A 23,989-nucleotide genomic window follows, 5' to 3' on the forward strand; every position below is an offset into this window, starting at 1 on the left:
CCAGAAGATGGCACCGCGATCGATCAACGGGAAACTTGCAATCCTGATGTCTATCATCAGCCAGGGTGATGCAACTGGATCGGTGTCAGCGGAAATCGCGGCTGCGCGGCAGGCGGGCGCCCTCCGGCCCCTGGACCCTCCCCTGGACCCTCCCCTGGGCCCTCCCCGGGCGGCGCGGCGGATGATCGGGGGGGCCGCCGGACCGCACCTCGTCGCCGGGGCCGAGATTGCGGTCGGCCCAGCCGGGATCCCAGTGGCGGGTGCCGTCCGCGGTCTCGCCCAGCATCAGCCCGTCCAGCAGCGCCGTGCGGTCCTCCAGCCGGCTGGCCAGCAGGTGGATGATCGGCACGGCCGAATGGGCGTCCTCGCGCTCGACCCGGCCTTCGGCCAGCAGCAGCCGGGCGCCGACCAGCGCCGCCCGGTCGCGCGCCGCGACATCGGTGTAGACGACCAGGTTGGCCTCGGCATGCTCGTCCTCGAGCGTCAGGAAGATGATCCCCTTGGCCGAGCCCGGCCGCTGCCGCATCAGCACCAGCCCGGCGACCCGCAGCCGGCTGCCATGCCGGGCATGCCGCAGCGCGCGCATGTCGGCGCAGCCCAGCGCCTGCAGCGCCGGCCGCAGCAGCGCCAGCGGGTGGCGGCGGAGCGTCAGGCCGGTGGCGACGTAGTCCTCGACGATGGCCTCGCCCTCATCCTCCTCCGGCAGCGGGGATTGCGGCTCGGGCAGCAGCGGCGCCTCGCCCGAGAGCACGCCGCCGGCATGGGCGGCGCGGAACAGCGGCAATTCCCCTGGCCCGCTGCCGACACCGCGCGCATCCCAGGCGGCGCGCCGCCGCCCAAATCCGCCCCCTGGGCCACCCCCTGGGCCGACCCCGGCGAAGGCATCGGCCCCGGCCAGCGCCACCAGCGCGGCGCGGCCGAGGCCGGCGCGCCAGGCCAGTTCCTCGACGCTGGCGAAGGGGGCGCCGTTGCGCGCCAGCCGGGCATCGAGGATGCGCGCCGCCTCCGCCTCCGCCAGGCCGCGCACCAGCCGCAGCCCGAGCCGCAGCGCCAGCCCGTCGCGGCTGGCCGGCGCATCCTCCATGGCGCAGTCCCAGAGGCTGGCATTGACGTCGACGGGCCGGGTCAGCACCCCGTGCTCGCGCGCATCGCGGATGATCTGGGCGGGGGCGTAGAAGCCCATCGGCTGGCTGTTCAGCAGGGCGCAGGCGAAGAGGCCGGGATGGTGGCATTTCATCCAGGCCGAGGCATAGACCAGCTTGGCGAAGCTCGCCGCGTGGCTCTCGGGGAAACCGTAGGAGCTGAAGCCGCGGATCTGCTCGAAGACGCGCAGGGCGAAGTCTTCCTCGTAGCCGCGGCCGACCATGCCGCCAACCAGCTTCTCCCGGTAGCGGTCGATGCTGCCATCGGCGCGGAAGGTCGCCATGGCACGGCGCAGCTGGTCGGCTTCCTCCGGAGAGAAGCCGGCGGCGACGATGGCCAGGCGCATCGCCTGCTCCTGGAACAGCGGCACGCCTTCCGTCCGGCTCAGGACATCGAAGATCTCCCGCTGGTTGCCGCCCTTCGGCCCTGGATAGGTGACGGGCTCCAGCCCCTGCCGCCGGCGCAGATAGGGATGCACCATGTCGCCCTGGATCGGGCCCGGGCGCACGATCGCCACCTGCACCACCAGGTCGTAGAATTTCGCCGGCTTCAGCCGCGGCAGCATGTTCATCTGCGCCCGGCTTTCCACCTGGAAGACGCCCAGGCTGTCGGCCCGCTGCAGCATGGCGTAGGTCCGCGGACAATCCTTCGGCAGGCTGGCGAGATCCAGATCGCGCCCGTGATGCCGCCGCAGCAGGTCGAAGCCGCGGCGCAGGCAGGAGAGCATGCCGAGGCCGAGCACATCGACCTTCAGGATGCCGAGCGCGTCGATATCGTCCTTGTCCCATTCCAGCACGGTGCGGCCGTCCATCGCGGCGCGGCCGACCACGGCCAGCCGCACCAGCGGCCCGCGGGTGATGACGAAGCCGCCGACATGGGTCGCCGTGTGGCGCGGAACATCCAGCAGTTCTTCCGCGAGCTGCAGCGTCATCGCCAGGCGGGGATCGGCGAGGTCGAGTTTCTCCTCCGCCGCCAGCCCGGCCATCGACATCTCCCGCCCCGGCCCCCAGCTGGCCTTGGCCAGCCGCGCGGTGACATCCTCGCTCAGCCCCATGGCGCGGCCCGCCTCGCGGATGGCGCTGCGCGGGCGGTAGCGGATCAGCGTGGCGCAGAGCGCCGCGCGGTCGCGGCCATAGCGGTCGTAGAGATGCTGGATCACCTCCTCGCGCCGCTCATGCTCGAAATCGATGTCGATGTCGGGCGGCTCGCCGCGCGAGGCGGAGACGAAGCGCTCGAACAGCAGGTCGTGCTCGGCCGGGTCGATGGCGGTGATGCCGAGCACGTAGCAGACCGCCGAATTCGCCGCCGAGCCGCGCCCCTGGCAGAGGATCGGCGGCACCCGGCTGCGGGCGAAGCGGACGATCTCATGCACCGTCAGGAAATACGGCGCATAGCCGAGCTCGCCGATCAGCCGCAGCTCATGCGCGATGCGGCCGCGCAGGTTTTCCGAGGCGCCACCGGGAAAGTCGCGGGCCAGCGCCGCCTCGACCCGCCGCGCCAGGCTCTGCTGCGCGTCGAGCCCGTCATCCAGCACCTCGTCCGGATATTCGTAGCGCAGCTGGTCGAGCGAGAAGCCGCGCGTCGCCTGGAACAGCTCCACCGTCGCCGCGATGGCGCGCGGATGCCGGGCGAACAGCCGCGCCATGGCGGCCGGCGATTTCAGCCGGCGCTCGGCATTCGGCTCGGCGGCCAGGCCCAGCGCGTCGACGGTGGTGCGCAGCCGGATGGCGCTCAGCAGGTCGGCCAGCGGCCGCCGCCCGGCCGCGTGATAGCGGATGTCGTTGCCGGCCAGCAGCCGCGCCCCCGCGCCCTCGGCCAGTGTCGCCAGACGATCCAGCCGCGCGGCATCGTCGCCGGCGAAAGGGCAGCTGGCGTAGAGGAACAGCGGCATGACCAGGCGGCGGCGCAGCGCGCGGGCCACCAGCTTCAGCCGCCGCGCGAAGGCCGCGTCCGGATCGGCGGGCGGCACCGCGGCGAGCGCCCAGCCGCCGGGATTCTCGCCGGCGGCGGCCACCATCTGCTCCAGCGTGACATGGCATTCGCCCTTCGGCGCCGCCATGCGTCCGGCCGAGAGCAGCGCGGTCAGCGCGCCATAGCCGGCGCGGTCGGCCGGCCAGGCCAGCCATTCGCTGCCATCCAGCAGCCGCAGCCGGCAGCCGGGCATGAAGCCGATCTCCTGCTTCTTGGAGACCTCCCTGGCCGCGACATGGCCGCGCACCACGCCGGGCAGCCCGTTCAGGTCGCAAAGGCCGATGCCGGGATGGCCATAGGCGGCGGCGGTCGCCACGAGCTCGTCCGGATGCGAGGCGCCGTCGAGGAAGGAGAAATTCGAGCGCGCCGCGACCTCGACATAGGTCACGGCAGATGCCCGTGCAGCAGCCAGCGCCCGCCGGCCCGGCAGAGCCAGAGCCGTTCGCCCGAGGCCAGCTCGACCCGGTGATAGTCGCGCGCGGCGGTTCCGGGCGGCGCGCGCCACCATTCGGGCTCGCGCCGCATCGGCCCCTGCCAGGCCGCCACCGCCTGCAGCCCGCCGCGCCAGGGCAGCTGCAGCGGCAGCTCGGGCGGCAGACCGGCGGGCAGGTCGAGCGGGAACGGCTCGCGCCGCAGCAGCACCGGCGCCGGCGCCGCGCCCCAGCCGGGCGGGCGCGGCGGCGTCGCGGCCTGGACCGGCAGGGCGCGCTGCATCCGCTCCGGCCAGTGGCTGGGCTGCGGCCCGGGGCGGCGCAGCCGCAGCCGCTGGCCCAGCCGGTCGAGCAGCTGCGCCAGCGCCTCCGCCGCCGCGGCGTCGTCCACCTCGCCCAGACGCACGCCCAACCCCAGCCCGGCCTGGCGGCCCATGGACAGCGGATCGGGGGCCCAGGCCTCCAGCGCCATGCGCTCGAAGCCGAGCTCCGGCCGCAGGCTGCCCAGCGGCTCGGCGAAGAGGCGCCGCAGATGCGCGGGCTCGCGCGTCGCCAGGCCGGTGCCGATCGCCAGGGCCTGCAGCGTGCCGTCGCCGCGCCAGGCGGTCAGGCCGAGCCGCCGCGCGCCCAGCCCCGCCTCGTGCAGCCGCGCGCAGAGGGCGGCCAGCAGCCGCTCCAGCACCGCCTCGATCCCGCTCCGGGTCAGCACCGGCTCGAGCAGGGAGAGGGTGACGCGCAGGTCGGGCGGCGGCACGGCCGGGGTCAGCGGCAGGCTGCGGCGGCCGGTGGCGGCATCCAGCGCCTGCAGCAGCGGCAGGCCGAAGCGGCGCTGCAGCGGGGCGCGCGGCTGGTTCAGCAGATCGTCCAGCCGGCGCAGGCCGAGGCGCGACAGCGCCGCCTGCAGCCCCGCCTCCAGCCGCAGCGCCGGGCCGATCGGCAGCGGCGCGACCATCCGCGCCTCCTGGCCGGAGCGGATCACCGGATTGTCGCGCCGGGCACGGGCCAGCGCCCCGGCGCTGCCCGGCTGCCCCGCCACCGCGCCGCGCGCGGCGATGCCGGCGGATCGCAGCCGGGCGCAGGCTTCCGCCAGCAGGGCGTGCTCGCCACCGAAGAGCGGCGCGCAGCCGGTGATGTCGAGCAGCAGCCCGTCCGGCGGATCGGCCGCCGCCAGCGGGGTCCAGCGCCGCGCCCAGAGCGCCAGCGCCTCCAGCGCCGCGGCATCGGCCGCCGGATCGGCGGGATGCAGCAGCAGGCCAGGGCAGATCGCCTGGGCATCGGCCAAAGCCTGGCCGGCCAGCAGCCCGATGCGGGCGGCGGCGGCATCCACCGCGGTCAGCAGGCGGCGGCTGCCCTGGCGCTCCCAGGCGGCCAGCGGCCGGTCGCGCGGCCATTCGGGCCGGGCGCGGCGCAGCCGGTCGGTGGGCAGCTCGGGCAGGTGCAGCGCCAGGAAGCGGCGGCCGCCCTCGAAGGGAAGTCCGGGGCCGTCCTGGGAGGAGGTCATGGCTCGCGCACCAGCCCGGCCGCGGCGCCATGCCAGGCCACCGGCCAGGGCCCGCCGGGGGCACCGCCGCGCTGGCGCAGCAGGGTCAGCGACCAGCGCGGGCTGGCCAACCCGTCAGGCCGCGGCGCCACCCGCCAGCGGGTGGTGGCGGCCGAGGGGCCGGGCAGCACGCCCTGCCCCATCCCCTCCCCTGCCTGTCGCGGCACGGGACGCAGCAGCAGGCCGATGCCGCCCCCCGCCTCAGCGGCCAGCTGCAGCCGGCGGGAGGCGGTCAGGTCGAGCGGCGCCGGCTCGCCGTCCCAGCCGGCCACCAGCAGGGTGGCGGCCAGCCCCGGGCAGCGCAGCGCCTCCTCCATCGCCCAGAGCGCGTCGGGCCAGTGCGGCGCCTGAGCCAGCAGCAGCCGCTCCGGCGGCAGGCCGCAGCCGAGCAGGCCGGGGGGCCAGGGCTGCAGCGCGCCGCTGCCGGCGGTGATCCACAGCACCCTGCCGCCGCTCGCCCCGAGCAGGGTGGCGCAGAAGGCCGCGCCGCTGCCGGGGGCATCGGCCAGCACCTCGTGGAAGGCGGCGCGGGCCAGGCCGCCGGCGGCCAGCGGCAGGCCGGCCAGCGGCAGGGCGCCGGGCATGGCATCGCCCGGCCGGGTCTGGCGGCCATGGCCTTCCAGCCGGGCCAGGCGGAGCCGCAGATCGGCAAGCGCCACGGACATGGGACAGCCTCGGGGGGAGAGGCCGCCTCAGCGGGCGGGACGGGGGGGGTGGGAGGGTCGGGGCATCGGCCAAATCAACCCGACGACCTGGAACATAGCAAGAACATTTTTGCCTTGACCCAGGGCCGGGCCTGGTTCAAGGAAAGCGGCGCCGCGGCGGTTCCGCGGCGCGACGGCCTTCACATTCCGGCTGTCCAGGACAGTGATCGGGGAGAATCAGGCAGCCGGCGGGATGGCCGCCTCGATCAGCGTGCGGCCGGCTTCCTCCAGCGCGGCGGCGGTGGCCTCGCCGCCCAGATAGGGAACCGCGGCGAAGGCCCCCTCCATCAGCAGCAGCAGGCCGTCGCCCAGGCATTCGGGCCCGCCCGCCTCGGCGCAGATGCGGCGCAGCAGGCTGCGGATCTGGTGCTTGCGCGCATCGGCCACCTTGCGCGCCGGATGCTCGGGGTCGGGGAATTCGACGATGGCCAGCCCGGTCGGGCAGCCGCGGAAGCCCGGCGCGCGCAGCTCGGCGGCGGCCGCGGTCAGATAGGCCATCGGCCGTTCGCGCGCGGGCACCGAGGGGTGCAGCGCATTGGCGTACCAGCAGGCCTCGGCCTCGCAATCCTCCATCAGGATCGCCTCGACCAGCGCGTCCTTCGAGGGGAAGGCGCGGTAGAGGCTCATCTTGGTGGTGCCGGCGACGCGGCAGACCTCCTCCACCCCGGTGGCGCGGATGCCCTGGCGGTAGAACAGCTCCTTGGCCGCGTCACGCACCCGCTGCGCCGCCGGGCGCGGGTCGCGAGTCGCAGGCGAGGGGCGCGGCCGCGGCTCGCCGAAGGGGCGGTCGGTCCCCGGCTGCTCCGCCGGCGACAGGTCGGGAGGCAGCACCACCGGCGATTCGCTGGGCCATTTTCCCGGGGCATCGGCCAATGGCTGGTCTCCTCTGGCTGTCATTCTCGCAATTGCGAAGAAACCCCGATCGAGGGGGTCTTGCAATGATACCGACCGGTTCGTATCAATAGGGACGAACCGGTCGGTATCATCCGGCCCCGGAGATTGGCCATGCCGACCCCCTTCCGCAAGACCCTTCCGCTGCTGGCCTTCGCCGTGGCGGCCCCGCTCTCCCTCGCCAGCCCTGTCTTCGCCCAGCCCGCCCCCTCGGTCACCGTCGCCCAGCCGGTGCAGCGCCGCGTCACCGAATGGGAGGAGCATATCGCCCGGCTCGAGCCCTCGGCCCGGGTCGAGCTGCGCGCCCGCGTCTCCGGCCAGGTCGAGCAGGTGCATTTCCGCGACGGCCAGGTGGTGAAGGCGGGCGAGCTGCTCTTCACCATCGATCCGCGCCCCTTCGAGATCGCCGTCGAGAGCGCCCGCGCCGAGCTGGCCAAGGCGCAGGCCCGGCTCGACCTGGCGCAGCAGGATATCGACCGCACCGCGCCGCTGGTGCGCGACCGCATCGCCCCGCAGGCGCAGATGGACACCCGCCGCGCGGCGCAGCGCGACGCCCAGGCCGCCATCGCCTCGGCCCGCGCCCAGCTGCGCCAGGCCGAACTCGAACTGAGCTGGACCGAGGTGCGCGCCCCCCAGGGCGGCCGCGTCTCCGACCGCCGGGTCGATGCCGGCAACCTGGTGCAGCAGGGCAGCACGCTGCTGACCACCATCCTGGCGCTCGACCCGATCTACGCCACCTTCGACATCAGCGAGGCCGATTTCCTGCGCCTCTCCCGCGCCGGGATCACGCAGGCCGGCAATGAGGGGGCGCGGGTTTCGCTGCGGCTGGCGGATGAGAACAACTGGGAGCGGGTCGGAAAACTCGACTTCGTCGACACCGCCATCGATCCGCGCTCCGGCACCATGCGGGCGCGCGCGCTGCTGGCCAATGCCGACATGTTCCTGACGCCGGGCAGCTTCGCCCGCCTGCGCCTGCGCGCCGGCGAGGGCGAGGCGCTGCTGCTGCCGGATGCCGCCATCGCCGCCGACCAGGCCGCGCGCATCGTCATGACGGTGGCCGCCGACGGCACGGTGGTGCCGAAGCCGGTGGCGCTCGGCCCGGTGGTCGATGGCCTGCGCGTGGTGCGCAGCGGGCTGACCGCGCAGGACCGCGTCATCGTCGCCGGCCTGCACCGCGCCCGCCCCGGCACCAAGGTGACGGCCGAGACCGCGCCGGCCCAGCCGGGCGCCCCCTCGCGGCTCGCCGAAGCGCGCTGAGCCGAACCCCCTTCCAGCGGGACATTCCCCATGCGCTTCGCGCAATTCTTCATCAAGCGGCCGGTCTTCGCGGCCGTCATCTCGATCGCCATCACCCTGGTCGGCGGCATCGCCGGCTTCGGCCTGCCGATCAGCGAATATCCCGAGATCGCGCCGCCGACGGTGACGGTCGCCGCGACCTATCCCGGCGCCTCTGCCCAGACCATCGCCGAGACGGTGGCGACGCCGCTGGAGCAGGAGATCAACGGCGTCGACGGGATGCTCTATCTCGGCTCGCAATCGACCGGTGACGGCCGGCTGACGGTGACCGTGGTGTTCCGCCAGGGCACCGATGTCGACGCCGCGCAGGTGCTGGTGCAGAACCGCGTCGCGGTCGCCGAGCCGCGGCTGCCGGAGGAGGTCCGCCGCCTCGGCCTGCAGGTGCGCAAGGCCTCGCCCGACCTGCTGATGGTCGTGCACATGCTCTCGCCCGACGGCTCGCGCGACCAGCAATACGTCTCGAACTACGCGACGCTGAACGTGCGCGACCGGCTGGCGCGGCTCGATGGCGTCGGCGACGTGCAGATCTTCGGCGCCCGCGACTATTCGATGCGGGTCTGGCTCGACCCGGCCAAGGTCGCCGCCCGCAACCTGACGCCCGGCGAGGTGGTGGCCGCCCTGCAGCGCGCCAATCTGCAGGTCGCCGCCGGCGGGCTGAACCAGCCGCCGACCGGCGCCGGCCATGGCCAGGCCTTCCAGGTCAATGTCGAGGCGCTGGGCCGGCTGACCACGCCCGAGCAGTTCGGCGAGGTCGTCATCGCCACCAATCCCGGCGGCGCGCCGGTGCGGGTGCGCGACATCGCCCGCGTCGAGCTGGGCAGCCAGGACTATACGGTCAACGCCTACCTGAACAACCAGACGGCGACGGCGATCCCGATCTTCCAGCGCCCCGGCTCCAACGCGCTGGCCACCGCCGACGGCATCCGCGCGACCATGGAGGAGCTGTCGCAGCGCTTCCCGCCGGGTCTGCAATACAGCATCGTCTATGACACCACCCGCTTCATCGCCCAGTCGATGGAGGCGGTGCTGCACACCTTCATCGAGGCGATCCTGCTGGTCGTCGTCGTCGTCATCCTGTTCCTGCAATCCTGGCGCGCCGCCGTCATCCCGCTGCTGGCCATCCCGGTCTCGATCGTCGGCACCTTCGCCGCCATGTCGATGCTCGGCCTGTCGCTGAACACGCTGTCCATGTTCGGCCTGATCCTGGCCATCGGCATCGTCGTCGACGACGCCATCGTCGTGGTCGAGAATGTCGAGCGCCACCTGGCCGAGGGCATGACGCCGCAGAAGGCGGCCGAGCTCACCATGGACGAGGTCGGCTTCGCGCTGCTGGCTATCGCGCTGGTGCTCTGCGCCGTCTTCGTGCCGACGTCGTTCATCTCGGGCATCGCCGGCGCCTTCTACCGGCAGTTCGCGGTGACCATCGCGGTGGCGACGCTGATCTCGGCGCTGGTCTCGCTGACCCTGTCGCCGGCGCTCGCCGCCCTGCTGCTGAAGCCGCACAGCCACCACAAGCCGACCGGCTGGCGTGCCGTGCTCGGCGCCCCGGTCGGCCTGTTCTTCCGCGGCTTCAACCGGATGTTCGACGCCATGTCGAACGGCTATGGCGCGCTGACGCGGCGGCTGGTGCGGCTGGGCGCGGTGATGCTGGTGCTCTTCGCCGGCCTGCTGGTGCTGACCGGGCAGACGGTGCGCACCACGCCGACCGGGCTGATCCCGCCGCTCGACCGCGGCTACCTGATCGCCGCCTTCCAGCTGCCGCCGGGCGCCAGCCTGGCCCGCACCGACGCGGTGGTCCGCCGCGCCTCGGAGACGGTGATGACGGTCCCCGGCGTCGAGGGGGCGGTCGCCTTCGTCGGCTTCGACGGCGCCACCTTCACCAACGCGCCGAATTCGGGCGTGATCTTCGTCACCCTGAAGCCCTTCGAGGAGCGGATCGCCCAGCACATCGAATACGGCGCCATCCTCGGCCAGCTGCAGGCCAAGCTCGGCGAGGAGCGCGAGGCCATGGCGCTCGTCATCCCGCCGCCTTCGGTCAGCGGCATCGGCACCGGCGGCGGCTTCAAGCTCTACGTCCAGGACCGCAGCGGCCAGGGCCCCCGCGCGCTGGAGCAGGCGACCAACGAGATCGTCGGCGCGGCCAATGGCCTGCCCGAGATCGCCATGGCCTTCACCCTGTTCAACACCGCGACGCCGACCCTGCATGCCGAGGTCGACCGCAGCAAGGCGGAGATGCTGGGCGTGCCGCTGTCGCGCGTCTCCGAGGCGCTGTCGGTCTATCTCGGCTCGGCCTTCGTCAACGACTTCAACATCCTGGGCCGCACCTACCGGGTCACCGCCCAGGCCGAGGAGGCGCAGCGCCTGACGCCGCGCGACGTCGCCCTGCTGCGCACCCGCAACGACGATGGCGACATGGTGCCGATCGGCGCGCTGGCCAGCTTCAGCGACGGCACCGCGCCCTATCGCATGCCGCGCTACAACCTCTACCCGGCGGCGGAGATCCAGGGCGCGGCCAAGCCCGGCGTCTCCACCGGCCAGGCGCTGGCCGCCATGCAGCGCCTGCTGGCCGAGAAGCTGCCGGACGGCTTCGCCTATGAATGGACCGAGATCGCGCTGCAGGAGACGACGCAGGGCGACACCGCGCCGATCGCCTTCGGCCTGGCCGTGGTCTTCGTCTTCCTGCTGCTGGCGGCGCTCTACGAGAGCTGGCTGCTGCCGCTGGCTGTCGTGCTGATCGCGCCGATGTCGGTGCTGGCCGCGCTGGCCGGCGTGCTGTGGCGCGGGCTCGACAACAACGTGCTGGTGCAGGTGGGCCTGGTGGTGCTGGTGGGTCTCGCCGCCAAGAACGCCATCCTGATCGTCGAATTCGCCCGCAGCGCGGAGCAGGAGGGCATGACCCGCTGGCAGGCCGCCGAGGCCGCCGCCCGCACCCGGCTGCGGCCGATCCTGATGACCTCGCTGGCCTTCATCCTGGGCGTGCTGCCGCTGGCCATCGCCACCGGCGCCGGCGCCGAGATGCGCCAGAGCCTGGGCACCGCCGTCTTCGCCGGCATGCTGGGCGTGACCATCTTCGGCCTGGCCTTCACGCCGCTCTTCTACGTCGTGGCGCGGGCCATGGCGGGGCGGGAGAAGAAGACAGGCCAGGTGGTGGCAGCAGAGTAAGAGAAGGCCGGGGGGATAGTATCCCCCCGGACCCCGCCTTCAATGGGCGCCAGGAGGCCAGAGGCGGGACAAAAATGAATGTGGGGGTCCGGGGGCATTCAATGCCCCCGGATTCTTACTTCTCCTGAAGAATCTGCTTCAGCGCGCTGGACAGGATCCGATCCGACAGTTCCGGATCATCCACCGCCCGCGCCAGGGTCAGCGCCCCGGTTAGCAGCGCCACCGCCGCCAGCGCCTCCTCCCCCTCGGGCAGCAGCGCCGCCAGCCGGCCCGCCATCCCCTTCACCCCCGCCGTATAGGCCTGCCGCACCCCCTCGCCCTGGCGCGGCACCTCGCCGCCCAGCCCCGCGATGGCGCAGCCCTGCCCCGGCGCGTCGCGGTGCCGGGCCGAGAGATAGCCGGTGGCGAAGCGTTCCAGCGCCTGGCGCGGCGTCTCGCCGTCCCGCGGGGTGCTGCGGCCGGCGCGGGCCTCGATCATCGCCGCCACCGCCGCCTCGGCCAGCCGCTCCTTCGAGCCGAACTGGCTGTACAGGCTGCCATGCGTCAGCCCGGCCGCCTCGGCCAGGGCATCGACGCCGGTCGCGCCCAGGCCGCGCTCGCGGAACAGCCGGCCGGCGGCCTCCAGGATCTTCTCGCGGTTCTCCGCCGCCTTCGCGCGCGACACCCTCATCGGCCTCACTCCTTCGAGGCCAGCGCATAGCACGCCCCGCGACCCTGCGGGATTTTTTGATGACGACCGCCATCTGAACCGATAATCATGGCGGCCGCCATCAATAAAGGCCCTGCCATGTCGCCCGATCCGGATCCCGTCGTCATCGCCGCCGCCGCCCGCACCCCGCTCGGCCGCTTCATGGGGGGGCTGGCCGGCGTGCCGGCGCCGCAGCTGGGGGCCGCCGCCATCGGCGCCGTGCTGCAACGGGCCGGCCTGGCCGCGGACCAGCTGGACGAGCTGCTGATGGGCTGCGTGCTGCCGGCCGGCCAGGGCCAGGCCCCGGCGCGCCAGGCCGGCCGGGCGGCGGGGCTGCCCGACGCGGTCGGCGCCACCACGGTGAACAAGGTCTGCGGCTCCGGCATGAAGGCGGTGATGCTGGGGCACGACGCGATCCTGGCCGGCTCGGCCCGGCTGGTGGTGGCCGGCGGCATGGAGAGCATGTCCAACGCCCCCTATCTGCTCGACCGGGCGCGCGCCGGCTACCGTGCCGGGCATGGCCGGCTGCTCGACCACATGCTGCTGGACGGGCTGGAGGATGCCTATGCCGCAGGCCGCTCGATGGGCAGCTTCGGCGAGGCGCTGGCCGCCCGCGACGGCTTCGACCGCGCGGCGCAGGACGCCTATGCGATGGAGACGCTGCGCCGCGCCCAGGCGGCCCTGGCCGAGGGCGCCTTCGCCGCCGAGACCGTGCCGGTGGGCGAGGTCACCGCCGACGAGATCCCGCCCCGCCTGAAGCCCGAGCGCATCCCGAGCCTGAAGCCCGCCTTCGCGCCCGACGGCACCATCACCGCCGCCGCCAGCAGCGCCAATGCCGATGGCGCCGCGGCGCTGCTGCTGGCCCGCCGCTCGGTGGCCGAGGCCGCCGGCCTGCCGGTGCTCGCCGCCCTCCGCGGCCACGCCACCCACGCCCAGGCGCCCGACTGGTTCACCACCGCCCCGGCGCCGGCGATCGGGAAGCTGCTGCAGCGGGTCGGCTGGGGCGTCGCCGATCTCGACCTGGTCGAGATCAACGAGGCCTTCGCCGTGGTCGCCATGGCGGCGATCCGCACGCTCGGCCTGCCGCCCGGGCGGGTGAACATCCATGGTGGCGCCTGCGCGCTGGGCCATCCGATCGGCGCCACCGGGGCGCGGCTGATCGTCACCCTGCTGCACGCGCTGCAGCGCCACGGGCTGAAGCGCGGCGTCGCGGCGCTGTGCATCGGCGGCGGCGAGGCCACCGCCATCGCCCTCGAGCGGCTGGACTGAACCCGTGAACGCCCTCGCCCCCGCCGCCGCGCCGCCGGTCACCGCCGCCACGCCGGCGATGAACCCGCGCACCCGGCTGCTGCTGCACGGCCCGATCCTGCCGACCCTGCTGCGCCTGGCCTGGCCCAGCACCCTGGTGATGCTGGCGCAGGCCTCGGTCGGGCTGATCGAGACCTGGTGGGTCGCCCATCTGGGCAGCGACGCCTTGGCCGGCATGGCGCTGGTCTTCCCCGGCTTCATGATGATGCAGATGCTGTCCAACGGCGCGCTGGGCGGCGGCATCGCTTCCGCGATCGCCCGCGCGCTCGGCGCCGGGAAGCAGGAGCAGGCCGATGCGCTGGTGCTGCACGCCCTGGTCATCAACGGGCTGCTCGGCCTGGCCGCCAGCGCGCTGTTCCTGACGAAAGGCGAGGCGATCTACCGGGCGCTCGGCGGCGAGGGCGCCGCGCTGGAGGCGGCGCTGCGCTATTCGGATGTCGTCTTCGCCGGCTCGCTGCTGGTCTGGCTGGGCAATGCCCTGGCCAGCGTGCTGCGCGGCGGCGGCAACATGCTGCTGCCCGCCACCGCCATCATCGCCGGCGTGGTGGTGCTGGTCCCGCTCTCGCCGCTGCTGATCTTCGGCTGGGGCCCCGTCCCGGCGCTGGGCATCGCCGGCGCCGGCTGGGCGGTGGTGGCGGGCTCGGGCCTGACCGCCATGGTGCTGGCCTGGGCGGTGCTGTCGGGCCGCAGCCTGGCCCGGCTGCGCGCCGCCCGGCTGCGCTGGCCGCTGTTCGCCGATATCCTGAAGGTCGGGCTGGTCGCCTCGATCAGCACGCTGCAGACCACGCTGACGGTGGCCATGACCACGGCCCTGGTCGCCCGCGCCGGCGGGGCGGATGCGGTGGCCGGCTACGGCACCGGCTCGCGGCTGGAATACCTGCTGGTGCCGCTGGTCTTCGGCCTGGGCGCGCCGCTGGTCGCCATGGTCGGCACCAATGTCGGCGCCGGCCAGCGCGCCCGGGCGCTGCGCATCGCGCTGACCGGCGGCGCCCTGGCCTTCGCGGTGACCGAAAGCCTCGGCCTGGCCGCCGCCTTCTTCCCCACGGCCTGGCTCGGCCTGTTCGGCGACGACCCGCGCATGATCGAGGCCGGCACCGCCTATCTGCAGCATGTCGGCCCGGCCTATGGCTTCTTCGGCCTCGGCCTGTCGCTCTATTTCGCCTCGCAGGGTGCGGGGAAGCTGTTCTGGCCGCTGGCGGCCGGCATGCTGCGGCTCGCCATCGCCGTGCTCGGCGGCTGGGCGGCTTTCGCCATCACCGGGTCACTGGACTGGGTCTTCGTCACGCTGGCGGCGGGGCTGGTGGTCTATGGCGCCCTGGTGGCGGGCAGCATCGCCTCGGGGGTGTGGTTCAAGGAAGGCAAGTAAGCGCCGGGGGCATTGAATGCCCCCGGACCCCCACATCAGTCAGCATAGACGCCCGCCGCCTCGATCACCGGGCGCCAGCGGGCCACCTCATCGGCCAGGAACTGGCGGTGGAACTCCGGGCGCGCACGGTCGGGCGAGGCCGGCTCGGTCAGCAGATCGGCGAAGCGCTGCTTCAGGCGCGCCTCGCCGAGCGCCGCGCGCAAGGCGGCGGACAGGCGCTGCTGCACCGGTTCGGGCGTGCCGGCCGGCGCGTAGAGGCCGTGCCAGGTGCTCATCGCGATGCTCGGCTCGCCGGCCTCGGCCGTCGTCGGCAGCTCCAGCCCGGGAACCCGCCCGGCGCTGGTCACGGCATAGGATTTGATCCGGTTCTCGCGGATGAAATTGGCGGTGTTGGTGGCCTGGTCGCAGAAGATGTCGATCCGCCCGCCCATCAGGTCGGTGATCGCCGGCGCGCTGCCGCGGAACACCACCGTCGTCACCGCCTTCCCCGCCGCATGCTGCAGCAGCATCCCGCAGAGCTGGTTGGCGCCGCCCAGCCCGGCATGCGCCAGGTTCAGCTTGTCGCCCTGCTCGCGGATCGCCCGCATGAAGCCGGCAAGGTCGGTGGCCGGGAAATCCGGCCGCGCCACCAGCGTCATCGCCGCGTCCGAGGCCAGGCCCAGCGGCGCGAAACTCTCCAGCACGCTGAAGGGCAGCTTGCGATACAGGGTGGCGGTGCTGGCCAGCCCGATATGGTGCATCAGCAGCGTGTAGCCATCCGGCCGCGCCTGGGCGACGCGGGCGGCGGCGATGGTGCCGCCGGCGCCGGTGACGTTCTCGACCACCACCGGCTGGCCCAGATCGCGCGCCATGCCCTCGGCCACCAGCCGGCTGATCACGTCGGTCGGGCCGCCGGCGGCGAAGGGCACCGTGATGGTCACGGCGCGGTTGGGGAAATCGGCCTGCGCCAGGGCCGGGGCGGCGAGGCCGGCGGCCAGAGGCGTGGCGAGCGTGGCGGCCAGCAGGCCGCGGCGGCGGATCGGCATGAACGGAACCTCCTTGGTCGACGGCCGGTTCGTCCGGCTCGCCCCATGTTCAGCAAAGCGTGTTCAGCAAGGCACGCCCGCACGGCGCGGGGGGGAAAGCCCCGCGCCGCGCCGGTCACAGATTCTCGGACCGGATCGCCTCGCAGACCGCATCCGTCACCTGCTGGGTGGTGGCGGTGCCGCCCAGGTCGGGCGTCACCAGCCCGCTGCCCGAGACCTTTTCCACCGCCCGCATCAGCCGCTTCGCCGCCTCGGCCTCGCCCAGATGCTCCAGCATCTGCGCGCCGCTCCAGAAGGTGGCGATCGGATTGGCGATGCCCTTGCCGGTGATGTCGAAGGCCGAGCCATGGATCGGCTCGAACATCGAGGGGAAGCGCCGCTCGGGGTCGATATTGCCGGTCGGCGCCACGCCCAGGCTGCCGGCCAAGGCCGCCGCCAGATCCGAGAGAATATCGGCATGCAGGTTGGTGGCGACGACGGTGTCGATGCTCTGCGGCTTGAGCACCATGCGCATGGTCATGGCGTCCACCAGCATCTTGTCCCAGGTGACGTCGGGGAAGTCCTTCGCGACCTCGGCGGCGATCTCGTCCCACATCACCATGCCGAAGCGCTGGGCGTTCGACTTGGTGACCACAGTCAGCAGCTTGCGCGGCCGCGACTGCGCCAGGCGGAAGGCATAGCGCATGATCCGGGTGACGCCGACGCGGGTGAAGATGGCGGTCTCGGTCGCCACCTCCTCCGGCAGGCCGCGATGCGCGCGGCCGCCATGGCCGGCATATTCGCCCTCGGAATTCTCCCTGACGATCACCCAGTCGAGGTCGCCCGGCCCGCAGTCGCGCAAGGGCGGCGTGACGCCCGGCAGGATCCGGGTCGGCCGGACATTGGCGTATTGATCAAAACCCTGGCAGATCGGCAGCCGCAGGCCCCAGAGGGTGACGTGGTCCGGCACGTCCGGCGCGCCGACGGCGCCGAAATAGATGGCGTCGAAGGCCTTCAGCGTCTCCAGCCCGTCATCCGGCATCAGCACGCCATGCTGCTTGTAGTAGTCCGACCCCCAGGGAAACACCTCGACCTTGAGCTCGAATTCGCCGCTGCGGCGGGCCAGGGCTTCCAGCGCCTGCAGCCCGGCGGCGATGACCTCGGGGCCGATGCCGTCGGCGGGGATGGCGGCGATCGCGTGCTGGCGCATGAAGCCTGGCGTCCTTGGCTGTTTCGGCCAGCCTAGACCCGTGCCACCGCCCTGGATGCAGGCATAGAATTATACAAGAAATCGCTATAATCCTGCGGCCAAAGGGGGATCGCGCCATGGAGCTGCGGCAGCTCGGCTGTTTCCTCGCCGTGGCCGAGGAACTGCATTTCGGCCGCGCCGCCGCCCGGCTGCACATGCTGCCCTCGGCGCTCGGCCGCCATGTGCGGCTGCTGGAGGAAGAACTCGGCGCGCCGCTGTTCCGCCGCTCGACCCGGCAGGTGGCGCTGACCGCGGCCGGCGCCGCGCTGCTGCCCGATGCCCGCGCCCTGCTGCAGCAGGCGGCGGCGGCGGCGGCCCGCGTCCGCGCCGCCGCCCGGGCGGAGACCTGGCCGCTGCGCATCGGCGCCATCGACGGCGCCGCCTCCGGCCTGCTGCCACCGCTGCTCTACGCCTTCCACCAGGCGCATCCGCAGGTCGAGACGCGGCTGTGGGAGGAGAAATCGGCGCGGCTGCTGCCGATGCTGGCGGCCGGAAGGCTGGAGCTGATCTTCATCCGCCCGCCACCGCCCAGCCCCGGCCTGGAATTCCTGCCGATCCGCCAGGAGGTGCTGCTGGCCGCCCTGCCGCGCGGCCATCGCCTGGCCAGCCGCCGCCGCATCCCGCTGCGGGCGCTGGCCGCCGAGCCGCTGATCCTGCCGCCGCAGCGCAGCCGGCCGCACAGTTTCGCGCTCGTCGCGCATGCCTTCGCCGATGCCGGGCTGGCCCTGCCGCAGGGCGGGCAGGAGGCGGCGGAGAAGCAGACCATCGTCAACCTGGTGGCGGCCGGCCTCGGCGTCGCGCTGGTGCCGGACTGGACGGCGCAGCTGCGCCGCCCCGGCGTGGTCTATCGCCCGCTGGCCGAGACGGCGCCCGCCCGCCCCGAGGCCATGCTCGGCGTCGCCTGGATGCCGGGGCGCGACAGCCCGGCCCGCGACGCCTTTCTTCAGGTCCTGCGCGAGCGGCCTCAGGGCGCGGCGATGAACAGCCGGCGCGAGGCATAGGACAGCCAGACCCGCCGGTCGCGCATCCAGTCATGGCCGAGCACCATCTCCTCCGAGCCCACGGAGTCGCGCAGCACCACGACCGGGAAGTCGCGCAGCACGACCTCACCGAACGCGAACTCGCGGAGGATGTATTCCTGGCCGCGCGCCGTCTCGGAGGACGTGCCGGAGGCCCGCGTCGTGCTGCCACGCACCGCGTTCTGCAGCAGGCCCAGCCGCTCGGCGGCGCGGCGGCTCAGCAGGGTGCGGTTGTTGCCGCTCTGCAGCGCGGCGCGCACCGGCTGGCCGTTCACCCGCAGGGCCAGCACCGGCACGCTGTGCTCGGCCAGCACCACCGGCAGGCTGGCGGCCGGCGTCCAGCCCGGGCCGCCGCCCTGGCAGTCCTGCCGGCGGTGCAGCCCGAGGCGGCGGCCGGGCAGGTCGAATTCCAGCTCCGTCTCGCGCAGCAGGTCGGCGGCCAGCATGACGTCGAAGGGCGCGTCGCCCTCGCTGCGGTAGCTGCGCACGGCCAGGCTGCGGTCGCTCCACTCCTGGCCGCCGGCGACGATGCTGCGCGCCAGCAGGTTGCGCTGCGCCACCCCGCCGCTGTCGGAGAAGCTGGACTGCCGGCGCGGATCGGTGGGCAGGCCCAGCCGGTTGGCGACGCCGGGCAGCAGCGCGGTGATGCCGAGCCCGGTGTTGACGTCGAAGCGCAGCGGCGTGCCGTTGATGGCGCCGGCCACCGCCAGGCCGCCCGCCCCCTGCAGCGGCACCAGGCCAGCATCGGTGAAGACGCATTCCGGCTGCGGCGCCCGGGCGGCCAGAGGCGGCGCGGAGGTGGCGCAGCCGGCGAGCAGCAGGCCGAGGGCGGCCGCGAGAGGCAGGCGGAGCATGGGCGATCCTGTCCAGGCGATGACCAAAGCTTCATACGCCATCGCAACGGGCCCGCCTATCGGGCGGCCTTCTCCAGCGCCTGCAGCACCAGCCGCAGGCCGCGGTCGATCACCTTCTCCCGCCGCAGGACGGTGCCGATCTGCCGCGACAGGGCCGGCTTCAGGGCCAGGGCGCGGGTGCCGGGCGGCGGCGGGCGCAGCGCCATGCCGGGCAGCAGCGCCGCCCCTAGCCCGGCGCCGACCAGCGGCTTGATCGCCTCGACGCTGCCCAGCGCCATCGCCGGCGCCGGCTGCAGCCCGGCGGCACGGAACCAGGCATCGCCGATCGCCCGCGTGTGGCTGCCGGCCTCGAAGGCGATCAGCGGCAGGGCGGCCAGCGCCTCGGGGGTGATGCTTTTCTTCGCCCCGGCCAGCGCCTCCGGCAGCAAGGCGAGAAAGGAATCCTCGAGCAGCGGGGTGACCGACAGGCCGCGGGCGGGCTCGGCCGGCAGGGTCAGCAGGCCGAGATCCAGCTCTCCCGCCAGCAGCCGCGGGACCAGCGTCGCGGTATTGCCGATGGTGACGGTGATCTGCAGCCCCGGCATCGCCTGCCGCGCCGCCGCCAGCACGGCGGGCAGGAAGAAGATGCAGGCGGTGGCGCCGGTGCCGATGCGGACCAGGGCGGTCTCGCCCGACCGGTGCGGGGCGGTGGCGGCCAGGGCGTCCTCAGCGGCGGCCTGGGCGCGGCGGGCGGGTTCCAGCAGCGCCTGGCCGGCCGCGGTGGGCAGCACCTGGCCACCGGCGCGCTCCAGCAGGCGGGTGCCGGTGATGCGCTCCAGTTCCCGCAGTTGCTGGCTGGCGGCCGGCTGGGTCAGCCCCAGGGCGCGGGCCGCCTCGGTGACGCTGCCCTGCTCGATGACCGACAGGAAGGTGCGGAGCTGGCGGAGGGTCGGGGCGCGCATCAGCGCAGCTTATTCCGATGCGCCGCATAAGAAAGATTTTCTTCTGTCGGGCGGCGCGCTGCGTCAGCCTGCGCGTCAGGAAGAAGGCTGTGGATGACGATGACGATGCTCGACGGGTTGCTGCTGCGGCCGTTCTCGGATGCGCAGGAGATCGCCCCGCTGACCGCCCTGCTGCACCGTGCCTATGCCCGGCTGGCGGCGATGGATCTGCGCTTCATGGCAACCCACCAGCCGCCCGAGGTCACCGCGCGGCGCGTGGCGGAGGGCGAATGCCTGCTGGCCTATGACGGGGACCGGCTGGTGGGCAGCATCCTCTACCGCCCGGCGGCGCGCACCGGTGGCAGCCCCTGGCTGGACCGCGCCGAGGTGGCCAGCCTGGCGCAGCTGGCGGTCGAGCCCGGGCTGCAGTCGCGCGGCCTCGGCGCCCGGCTGATGCGCTGGGCGGAGGCGCGGGCGGCGGCGGAGGGCGCGGCGGAAATCGCCCTCGACACCGCCGAGCCGGCGACGCATCTGGTCGCCTGGTATGCCCGCAGCGGCTACCGCGCCGTCGAGACGGCGCAGTGGTCGCACACCAACTACCGCAGCGTCATCATGAGCCGCGCCGTGGCGTGACTCAGGCGGGGCGCCATTCCCGCGTGAACTTCTGGACGTCGGGGCGCGGCGGCGCCGGAGCAACCGGCTCGACCGGCGTGCCGACATACAAGAAGCCCAGAAGGCGCTCGGACGCCTCGAAGCCGAGCGCCGCCGACACGGCCGGGTCATAGGCATTGGCGCCGCTCAGCCAGACCGCGCCATAGCCGCTGGCATGCAGGGCGTTCAGCAGGTTCATGGCGCCGGCGCCGACGGTCAGGACCTGCTCGACCTCGGGGATCTTGTGCCCGGCCTGGATGGCGGCGCCGATGGCGATGATCAGCGGCGTGCGGTGGATGCGGGCGCGCTGCTTCTCCAGCATCGCCTCGGTCACCTCGGGGTCACGGGCGCGCATCGCCTCGGTGATGACCTGCAGGAAGGCCATCCGCGCCGCGCCGCGGATCAGCACATAGCGCCAGGGCCGCAGCTTGCCGTGGTCCGGCGCCGACATCGCCGTCTGCAGGATCCTGTCCAGTTCCCCGCCCTCGGGCCCGGGCGATTGCAGCAGGCCGATCGAGCGGCGGGCGGTCAGGCTGTCCAGCACCGCGTCGGCGGTGGAGGGGGCTTCGGTCGGCATCGGCATCTCCCGCTGCGGGCTCAATCGCGAATGATTTGCATTATCACGGAGCGTGGCCCGCCGGGCAATGCATGCCCGCCATGCCGTCCCCCTGGCAAGACACCCCTTCCCGGCGTCATGCTGGCTGCCGATCTAAGCAGTCGCGCTTGCGAGAGGGAGTCCCTGGCATGGATGCCGCCCCGATCACCCTGGTCTGCCCGCATTGCTCGGCGATCAACCGGCTGGCGGCAGACCGCCTTGCCGCCGGGCCGCGCTGCGGCGCCTGCCACCAGGCGGTCTTCGAAGGCCGTCCGCTGGCGCTGGACGAGGCCGGCTTCCGCCGCCACCTGGCGCATGACGGCGTGCCGCTGCTGGTCGATTTCTGGGCCAGCTGGTGCGGCCCCTGCCGCGCCATGGCGCCGCAGTTCGAGGCGGCGGCGCGCAGCCTGGAGCCGCAGTTCCGCCTGGCCAAGGTCTCGACCGAGGAAGCCCCGGCGCTGGCGCAGTCGCTCAACATCACCGGTATCCCGGCCCTGCTGCTGTTCCGCGGCGGGCGGGAAGTGGCACGCCAGGCCGGGGCGCTGGCCGCCGGGCAGATCGCTGCCTGGGCGCGCCAGAAGGCGGGAGGACAGGCGGCGGCATGAGCGACGATCCCTATGCCCGGCTCGGCGTCGGGCGCGACGCCTCGGCGGACGACATCAAGCGCGCCTACCGCAAGCTGGCGCGCAAGCTGCACCCCGACCTGAACCCCGGCGACAAGACGGCGGAGGAGCGCTTCAAGCAGATCTCGGCAGCGCATGACCTGCTGTCGGATGCCGAGAAGCGGGCGCGCTTCGACCGTGGCGAGATCGATGCCAGCGGCCAGGAGCGCCCGAGCCAGCGGCGCTGGCGCGACCATGCCGGCAGCGCGCGCGACAGCTACGCCTCCGATTCGGGCTTCGCCGATTTCGCCGATGATGACGACGTGCTGTCGGAATTCTTCAGCCGCGGCGGCCGCCGCGCCGGCCTGCGGGTCAAGGGCCACGACCTGGCCGGCGAGCTGCGGATCGAGTTCCTGGAGGCGGTGAACGGCACGACGCGCCGGCTCGGCCTGCCGGACGGGGCGGTCGACGTGGTGGTGCCGCCGGGCTCGGCCGATGGCCAGGTGCTGCGGCTGCGCGGCAAGGGCGCGCCGGGCTGGGGCGGCGGGCCGCCGGGCGACCTGCTGGTCACCCTGTCGGTCGCGCCGCATCCGCGCTTCACCCGCGAGGGCGACGACATCCGGCTGGAGCTGCCGGTCTCGATCGCCGAGGCGGTGCTGGGCGGCAAGGTCGAGGTGCCGACGCCGGCCGGCGCGGTGATGCTGAGCGTGCCGCCGGGCAGCAATGCCGGCAGCCGGCTGCGGGTGCGCGGCCGCGGCGTGCCGCGCGCCGATGGCAGCCGCGGCGACCTCTATGCCACGCTGGTGCTGGTGCTGCCGGAGCAGCCCGACACAGCGCTGGAAGACTTCCTGCGCAACTGGGCGGGCCGTGGCTACGACCCGCGGAAAGGGAGGGGGTGATGCCGCATCGCGCGATCTTTCTCCAGGCCGGGCTGGGCGAGGCGCGGCTGCAGGCCTGGATCGCCGAGGGCTGGATCGGCCGCGACGCGGCGCCGGACGAGGCGGAGCTGGCCCGCATCGCGCTGATCCAGGCGCTGACCGAGGAGCTCGGCGTCAACGAGGCCGGGGTGGATGTGGCGCTTGGCCTGCTCGACCAGCTGCACGGCATGCGCCGGGCGCTGCGGCAGATGCAGGCGGAGCTCGACCGCCTGCCGCCGCCGCTGCGCGCCGCGCTGATCGAGGCGGCGCGGCGGGGGGATTAGCCCCAGGCGGCCGGGTGCGTGCCCAGCGGCACCGGCGGCGTCGCCCACTGGGCCGGCGTCGCCGAGAGCCGCGCCGCGTGCCGGGTCAGCCGCAGCGGGCCATAGGGGCTGTCGACCGACTCCATGCGGTCCTGCACCTCGTCATAGCCGGGGTCGGGCCCCTCGAAGCCGCGCTCGACACGCGGCAGGCTGCGCAGCCAGAGGCCGGTGCGGGCCAGCGAGACGCGCACCCGCCAGGAACCGCCCTCGGTCATCCGCCGCAGCGCCGCCACCAGGATGCCGAAGGCCAGCAGACTGCCGCCGGCATGGTCGAGCGCCTGGGCCGGCAGCGGCCGCGGCGTGTCGCTGCCGGCGGCGGCGGCCTCGGCCAGGTTGAGGCCGGTCGCGGTCTGCACCAGGCTGTCGAAGCCGCGCCGCCCCGCCCAGGGCCCCTCGAAGCCATAGGCCGAGAGCGAGGCATGGATGAGGCCGGGATGGCGCTGGGCCATCGCCTCGGCGCCCAGCCCGCGCCGCTCCAGCGTGCCCGGCCGGTAGGACTGGAGAAGAATATCGGCACCGGCGGCGAGGGCGTGGAAGCGGTCGAGGTCGCCGGCCTCGCGCAGGTCGAGGCTGGCGCTGCGCTTGCCGCGGCCGCTGTCGATCACCAGCGGTTGCACCTGCGGCAGATGCGGGGCGGCCAGATGCAGCACCTCGGCGCCATGCGCGGTCAGCAGCCGGCCGGCGACCGGGCCGGCGATGATGCGGGTCAGCTCCAGCGCGCGCAGGCCGGAGAGCGGGCGCGGCCCGGGCGGCAGCGGCCTCGGCGGCGCGTCGCCGATGCGGGTGACGGCGACCAGCGGCTCGGCCGCCAGCGCCTGTCCGGCCGGCGAGGCGTCCCAGGTGCCGGTGTCGCGGAGCGCGGCGACGACCAGCCCGGCCTCGGCCGCTTCCTGCTCGAACTGCAGGGGGTCGCGCCCGGCCAATGCCGCGGCCACCGCCGCCTTGTCATGCGGCACGCCCAGCAGCCGCAGGATGCCGTCGCGGTGATGCGGGAAATTGGTGTGCAGCCGCACCCAGCCGTCGCCGCAGCGATAGAGGCCGGCGATGGCGTCCCACAGCTCCGGCGCCGGCCCCTCGCCCAGCCGCAGATAGCGTTCCGAGCGGAACTCGATGGCGGCATCGCGGCGGTCGATGGCGATCTCCTGCGCCGGGCCGCCGCGCGCCCGGTGGATCTCGGCGGCGGCGAGCGCGACGGCGCCGATGCTGGCCGCCGCCAGGCTGCCGATGGCGAAGGAGGAGGGCAGCGCCGGATCCTCGCCGGTCATGGCGAGACGCCGCAGCGCCGCGGGATCGAGGCCCTGGCCGGTCCAGAGCGCGGTGAGGGCATCGATGGCCATGCAACTCTCCTGCGAGGC

At 73.8% G+C, this 23,989-nt stretch carries 20 protein-coding genes; 9 read left to right on the top strand and 11 right to left on the bottom strand.

Annotated features, from left to right (window positions below; translation table 11 throughout):
- Positions 1-85: 85 nt before the first annotated feature.
- From WFI16_RS12960 to WFI16_RS12975, 4 genes are all read right to left on the bottom strand, one after another.
- A complete protein-coding gene (locus WFI16_RS12960) occupies positions 86-3,502 on the bottom strand; it encodes an error-prone DNA polymerase (protein WP_419898235.1) in 3,417 nt (1,138 codons plus the stop codon).
- Entirely contained in the window at positions 3,499-5,046 is a 1,548-nt protein-coding gene (locus tag WFI16_RS12965; RefSeq protein WP_419898236.1) for a Y-family DNA polymerase, read from the bottom strand. Before WFI16_RS12965 ends, WFI16_RS12960 begins: the two co-directional genes overlap by 4 nt.
- Positions 5,043-5,750, bottom strand: coding sequence for an ImuA family protein (locus tag WFI16_RS12970; protein ID WP_419898237.1), 708 nt, complete (start codon positions 5,748-5,750; stop codon positions 5,043-5,045). Before WFI16_RS12970 ends, WFI16_RS12965 begins: the two co-directional genes overlap by 4 nt.
- A 216-nt stretch (positions 5,751-5,966) precedes the next feature.
- Positions 5,967-6,662 carry a TetR/AcrR family transcriptional regulator gene (locus WFI16_RS12975; RefSeq protein WP_419898238.1) on the bottom strand — a complete coding sequence of 232 codons (696 nt, stop codon included), beginning with the start codon at positions 6,660-6,662 and terminating at the stop codon, positions 5,967-5,969.
- Between the two features lie 132 nt (positions 6,663-6,794).
- Here WFI16_RS12975 and WFI16_RS12980 point away from each other — a divergent pair, with 132 nt between their 5' ends.
- Positions 6,795-7,937, top strand: a complete 1,143-nt coding sequence (locus WFI16_RS12980) for an efflux RND transporter periplasmic adaptor subunit (protein WP_419898239.1) — start codon at positions 6,795-6,797, stop codon at positions 7,935-7,937.
- Between the two features lie 30 nt (positions 7,938-7,967).
- A complete protein-coding gene (locus WFI16_RS12985) occupies positions 7,968-11,138 on the top strand; it encodes an efflux RND transporter permease subunit (protein ID WP_419898240.1) in 3,171 nt (1,056 codons plus the stop codon).
- A gap of 115 nt (positions 11,139-11,253) precedes the next feature.
- On the opposite strand, the gene WFI16_RS12990 is transcribed toward WFI16_RS12985, so the two are convergent.
- Positions 11,254-11,808, bottom strand: a complete 555-nt coding sequence (locus WFI16_RS12990; RefSeq protein ID WP_419898241.1) for a TetR/AcrR family transcriptional regulator — start codon at positions 11,806-11,808, stop codon at positions 11,254-11,256.
- 117 nt (positions 11,809-11,925) lie between these two features.
- On the opposite strand from WFI16_RS12990, the gene WFI16_RS12995 reads away from it, so the two are divergent.
- Both WFI16_RS12995 and WFI16_RS13000 read left to right on the top strand, forming a co-directional pair.
- On the top strand, positions 11,926-13,095 hold the full coding sequence (locus WFI16_RS12995; protein WP_419898242.1) for an acetyl-CoA C-acyltransferase: 1,170 nt from the start codon (positions 11,926-11,928) through the stop codon (positions 13,093-13,095).
- 4 nt (positions 13,096-13,099) lie between these two features.
- Entirely contained in the window at positions 13,100-14,500 is a 1,401-nt protein-coding gene (locus WFI16_RS13000) for an MATE family efflux transporter (protein WP_419898243.1), read from the top strand.
- A gap of 35 nt (positions 14,501-14,535) precedes the next feature.
- Here the strand turns inward: WFI16_RS13000 and WFI16_RS13005 are convergent, their stop codons facing one another.
- Both WFI16_RS13005 and WFI16_RS13010 read right to left on the bottom strand, forming a co-directional pair.
- Positions 14,536-15,525 carry a tripartite tricarboxylate transporter substrate-binding protein gene (locus tag WFI16_RS13005; protein ID WP_419898244.1) on the bottom strand — a complete coding sequence of 330 codons (990 nt, stop codon included), beginning with the start codon at positions 15,523-15,525 and terminating at the stop codon, positions 14,536-14,538.
- A 115-nt stretch (positions 15,526-15,640) separates the two neighbouring features.
- Entirely contained in the window at positions 15,641-16,714 is a 1,074-nt protein-coding gene (locus WFI16_RS13010) for a tartrate dehydrogenase (RefSeq protein WP_419898245.1), read from the bottom strand.
- Between the two features lie 116 nt (positions 16,715-16,830).
- Here WFI16_RS13010 and WFI16_RS13015 point away from each other — a divergent pair, with 116 nt between their 5' ends.
- The gene (locus tag WFI16_RS13015) at positions 16,831-17,754 is read left to right on the top strand and encodes a LysR family transcriptional regulator (protein WP_419898246.1); all 924 of its coding nucleotides are present in this window, start codon (positions 16,831-16,833) and stop codon (positions 17,752-17,754) included.
- Here the strand turns inward: WFI16_RS13015 and WFI16_RS13020 are convergent.
- Positions 17,718-18,626: a retroviral-like aspartic protease family protein gene (locus tag WFI16_RS13020; RefSeq protein ID WP_419898247.1), complete on the bottom strand. Its 909-nt coding sequence runs from the start codon at positions 18,624-18,626 to the stop codon at positions 17,718-17,720. The two genes, WFI16_RS13015 and WFI16_RS13020, sit on opposite strands and share 37 nt — an antisense overlap.
- A 56-nt stretch (positions 18,627-18,682) precedes the next feature.
- Positions 18,683-19,567 (bottom strand): LysR family transcriptional regulator, encoded by an 885-nt coding sequence (locus tag WFI16_RS13025; RefSeq protein ID WP_419898248.1) that lies wholly within the window; start codon positions 19,565-19,567, stop codon positions 18,683-18,685.
- A gap of 93 nt (positions 19,568-19,660) precedes the next feature.
- On the opposite strand from WFI16_RS13025, the gene WFI16_RS13030 reads away from it, so the two are divergent.
- On the top strand, positions 19,661-20,179 hold the full coding sequence (locus WFI16_RS13030; protein ID WP_419898249.1) for a GNAT family N-acetyltransferase: 519 nt from the start codon (positions 19,661-19,663) through the stop codon (positions 20,177-20,179).
- Position 20,180: 1 nt separating this feature from the next.
- On the opposite strand, the gene WFI16_RS13035 is transcribed toward WFI16_RS13030, so the two are convergent.
- A complete protein-coding gene (locus WFI16_RS13035) occupies positions 20,181-20,774 on the bottom strand; it encodes a nitroreductase family protein (RefSeq protein WP_419898250.1) in 594 nt (197 codons plus the stop codon).
- 167 nt (positions 20,775-20,941) lie between these two features.
- Here WFI16_RS13035 and WFI16_RS13040 point away from each other — a divergent pair, with 167 nt between their 5' ends.
- From WFI16_RS13040 to WFI16_RS13050, 3 genes are read left to right on the top strand one after another with little or no spacing between them, the layout of a single operon-like run.
- Positions 20,942-21,397, top strand: coding sequence for a thioredoxin family protein (locus WFI16_RS13040; protein ID WP_419898251.1), 456 nt, complete (start codon positions 20,942-20,944; stop codon positions 21,395-21,397).
- On the top strand, positions 21,394-22,293 hold the full coding sequence (locus WFI16_RS13045; RefSeq protein ID WP_419898252.1) for a J domain-containing protein: 900 nt from the start codon (positions 21,394-21,396) through the stop codon (positions 22,291-22,293). The genes WFI16_RS13040 and WFI16_RS13045 overlap by 4 nt, the downstream gene beginning before the upstream one ends.
- Positions 22,293-22,595: a hypothetical protein gene (locus WFI16_RS13050; RefSeq protein ID WP_419898253.1), complete on the top strand. Its 303-nt coding sequence runs from the start codon at positions 22,293-22,295 to the stop codon at positions 22,593-22,595. Before WFI16_RS13045 ends, WFI16_RS13050 begins: the two co-directional genes overlap by 1 nt.
- Here the strand turns inward: WFI16_RS13050 and WFI16_RS13055 are convergent.
- Positions 22,592-23,971 (bottom strand): CoA transferase, encoded by a 1,380-nt coding sequence (locus WFI16_RS13055; RefSeq protein WP_419898254.1) that lies wholly within the window; start codon positions 23,969-23,971, stop codon positions 22,592-22,594. The genes WFI16_RS13050 and WFI16_RS13055 overlap by 4 nt on opposite strands.
- Positions 23,972-23,989 lie beyond the last annotated feature (18 nt).

The sequence above is a fragment of the Roseomonas sp. USHLN139 genome (assembly GCF_037145735.1).
Classification (GTDB): domain Bacteria; phylum Pseudomonadota; class Alphaproteobacteria; order Acetobacterales; family Acetobacteraceae; genus Pseudoroseomonas.

What these genes read in the sequence shown, in the direction of transcription:
- WFI16_RS12970 (WP_419898237.1), bottom strand. Translation starts at nt 5,750, where the DNA reads ATGTCCGTGGCGCTTGCCGATCTGCGGCTCCGCCTGGCCCGGCTGGAA.
- WFI16_RS12965 (WP_419898236.1), bottom strand. Translation starts at nt 5,046, where the DNA reads ATGACCTCCTCCCAGGACGGCCCCGGACTTCCCTTCGAGGGCGGCCGC.
- WFI16_RS13015 (WP_419898246.1), top strand. Translation starts at nt 16,831, where the DNA reads ATGGAGCTGCGGCAGCTCGGCTGTTTCCTCGCCGTGGCCGAGGAACTG.
- WFI16_RS12995 (WP_419898242.1), top strand. Translation starts at nt 11,926, where the DNA reads ATGTCGCCCGATCCGGATCCCGTCGTCATCGCCGCCGCCGCCCGCACC.
- WFI16_RS12980 (WP_419898239.1), top strand. Translation starts at nt 6,795, where the DNA reads ATGCCGACCCCCTTCCGCAAGACCCTTCCGCTGCTGGCCTTCGCCGTG.
- WFI16_RS13030 (WP_419898249.1), top strand. Translation starts at nt 19,661, where the DNA reads ATGACGATGACGATGCTCGACGGGTTGCTGCTGCGGCCGTTCTCGGAT.
- WFI16_RS13045 (WP_419898252.1), top strand. Translation starts at nt 21,394, where the DNA reads ATGAGCGACGATCCCTATGCCCGGCTCGGCGTCGGGCGCGACGCCTCG.
- WFI16_RS12985 (WP_419898240.1), top strand. Translation starts at nt 7,968, where the DNA reads ATGCGCTTCGCGCAATTCTTCATCAAGCGGCCGGTCTTCGCGGCCGTC.
- WFI16_RS13010 (WP_419898245.1), bottom strand. Translation starts at nt 16,714, where the DNA reads ATGCGCCAGCACGCGATCGCCGCCATCCCCGCCGACGGCATCGGCCCC.
- WFI16_RS13035 (WP_419898250.1), bottom strand. Translation starts at nt 20,774, where the DNA reads ATGCCGACCGAAGCCCCCTCCACCGCCGACGCGGTGCTGGACAGCCTG.
- WFI16_RS13025 (WP_419898248.1), bottom strand. Translation starts at nt 19,567, where the DNA reads ATGCGCGCCCCGACCCTCCGCCAGCTCCGCACCTTCCTGTCGGTCATC.
- WFI16_RS13040 (WP_419898251.1), top strand. Translation starts at nt 20,942, where the DNA reads ATGGATGCCGCCCCGATCACCCTGGTCTGCCCGCATTGCTCGGCGATC.
- WFI16_RS13020 (WP_419898247.1), bottom strand. Translation starts at nt 18,626, where the DNA reads ATGCTCCGCCTGCCTCTCGCGGCCGCCCTCGGCCTGCTGCTCGCCGGC.
- WFI16_RS13005 (WP_419898244.1), bottom strand. Translation starts at nt 15,525, where the DNA reads ATGCCGATCCGCCGCCGCGGCCTGCTGGCCGCCACGCTCGCCACGCCT.
- WFI16_RS13055 (WP_419898254.1), bottom strand. Translation starts at nt 23,971, where the DNA reads ATGGCCATCGATGCCCTCACCGCGCTCTGGACCGGCCAGGGCCTCGAT.
- WFI16_RS12990 (WP_419898241.1), bottom strand. Translation starts at nt 11,808, where the DNA reads ATGAGGGTGTCGCGCGCGAAGGCGGCGGAGAACCGCGAGAAGATCCTG.
- WFI16_RS13050 (WP_419898253.1), top strand. Translation starts at nt 22,293, where the DNA reads ATGCCGCATCGCGCGATCTTTCTCCAGGCCGGGCTGGGCGAGGCGCGG.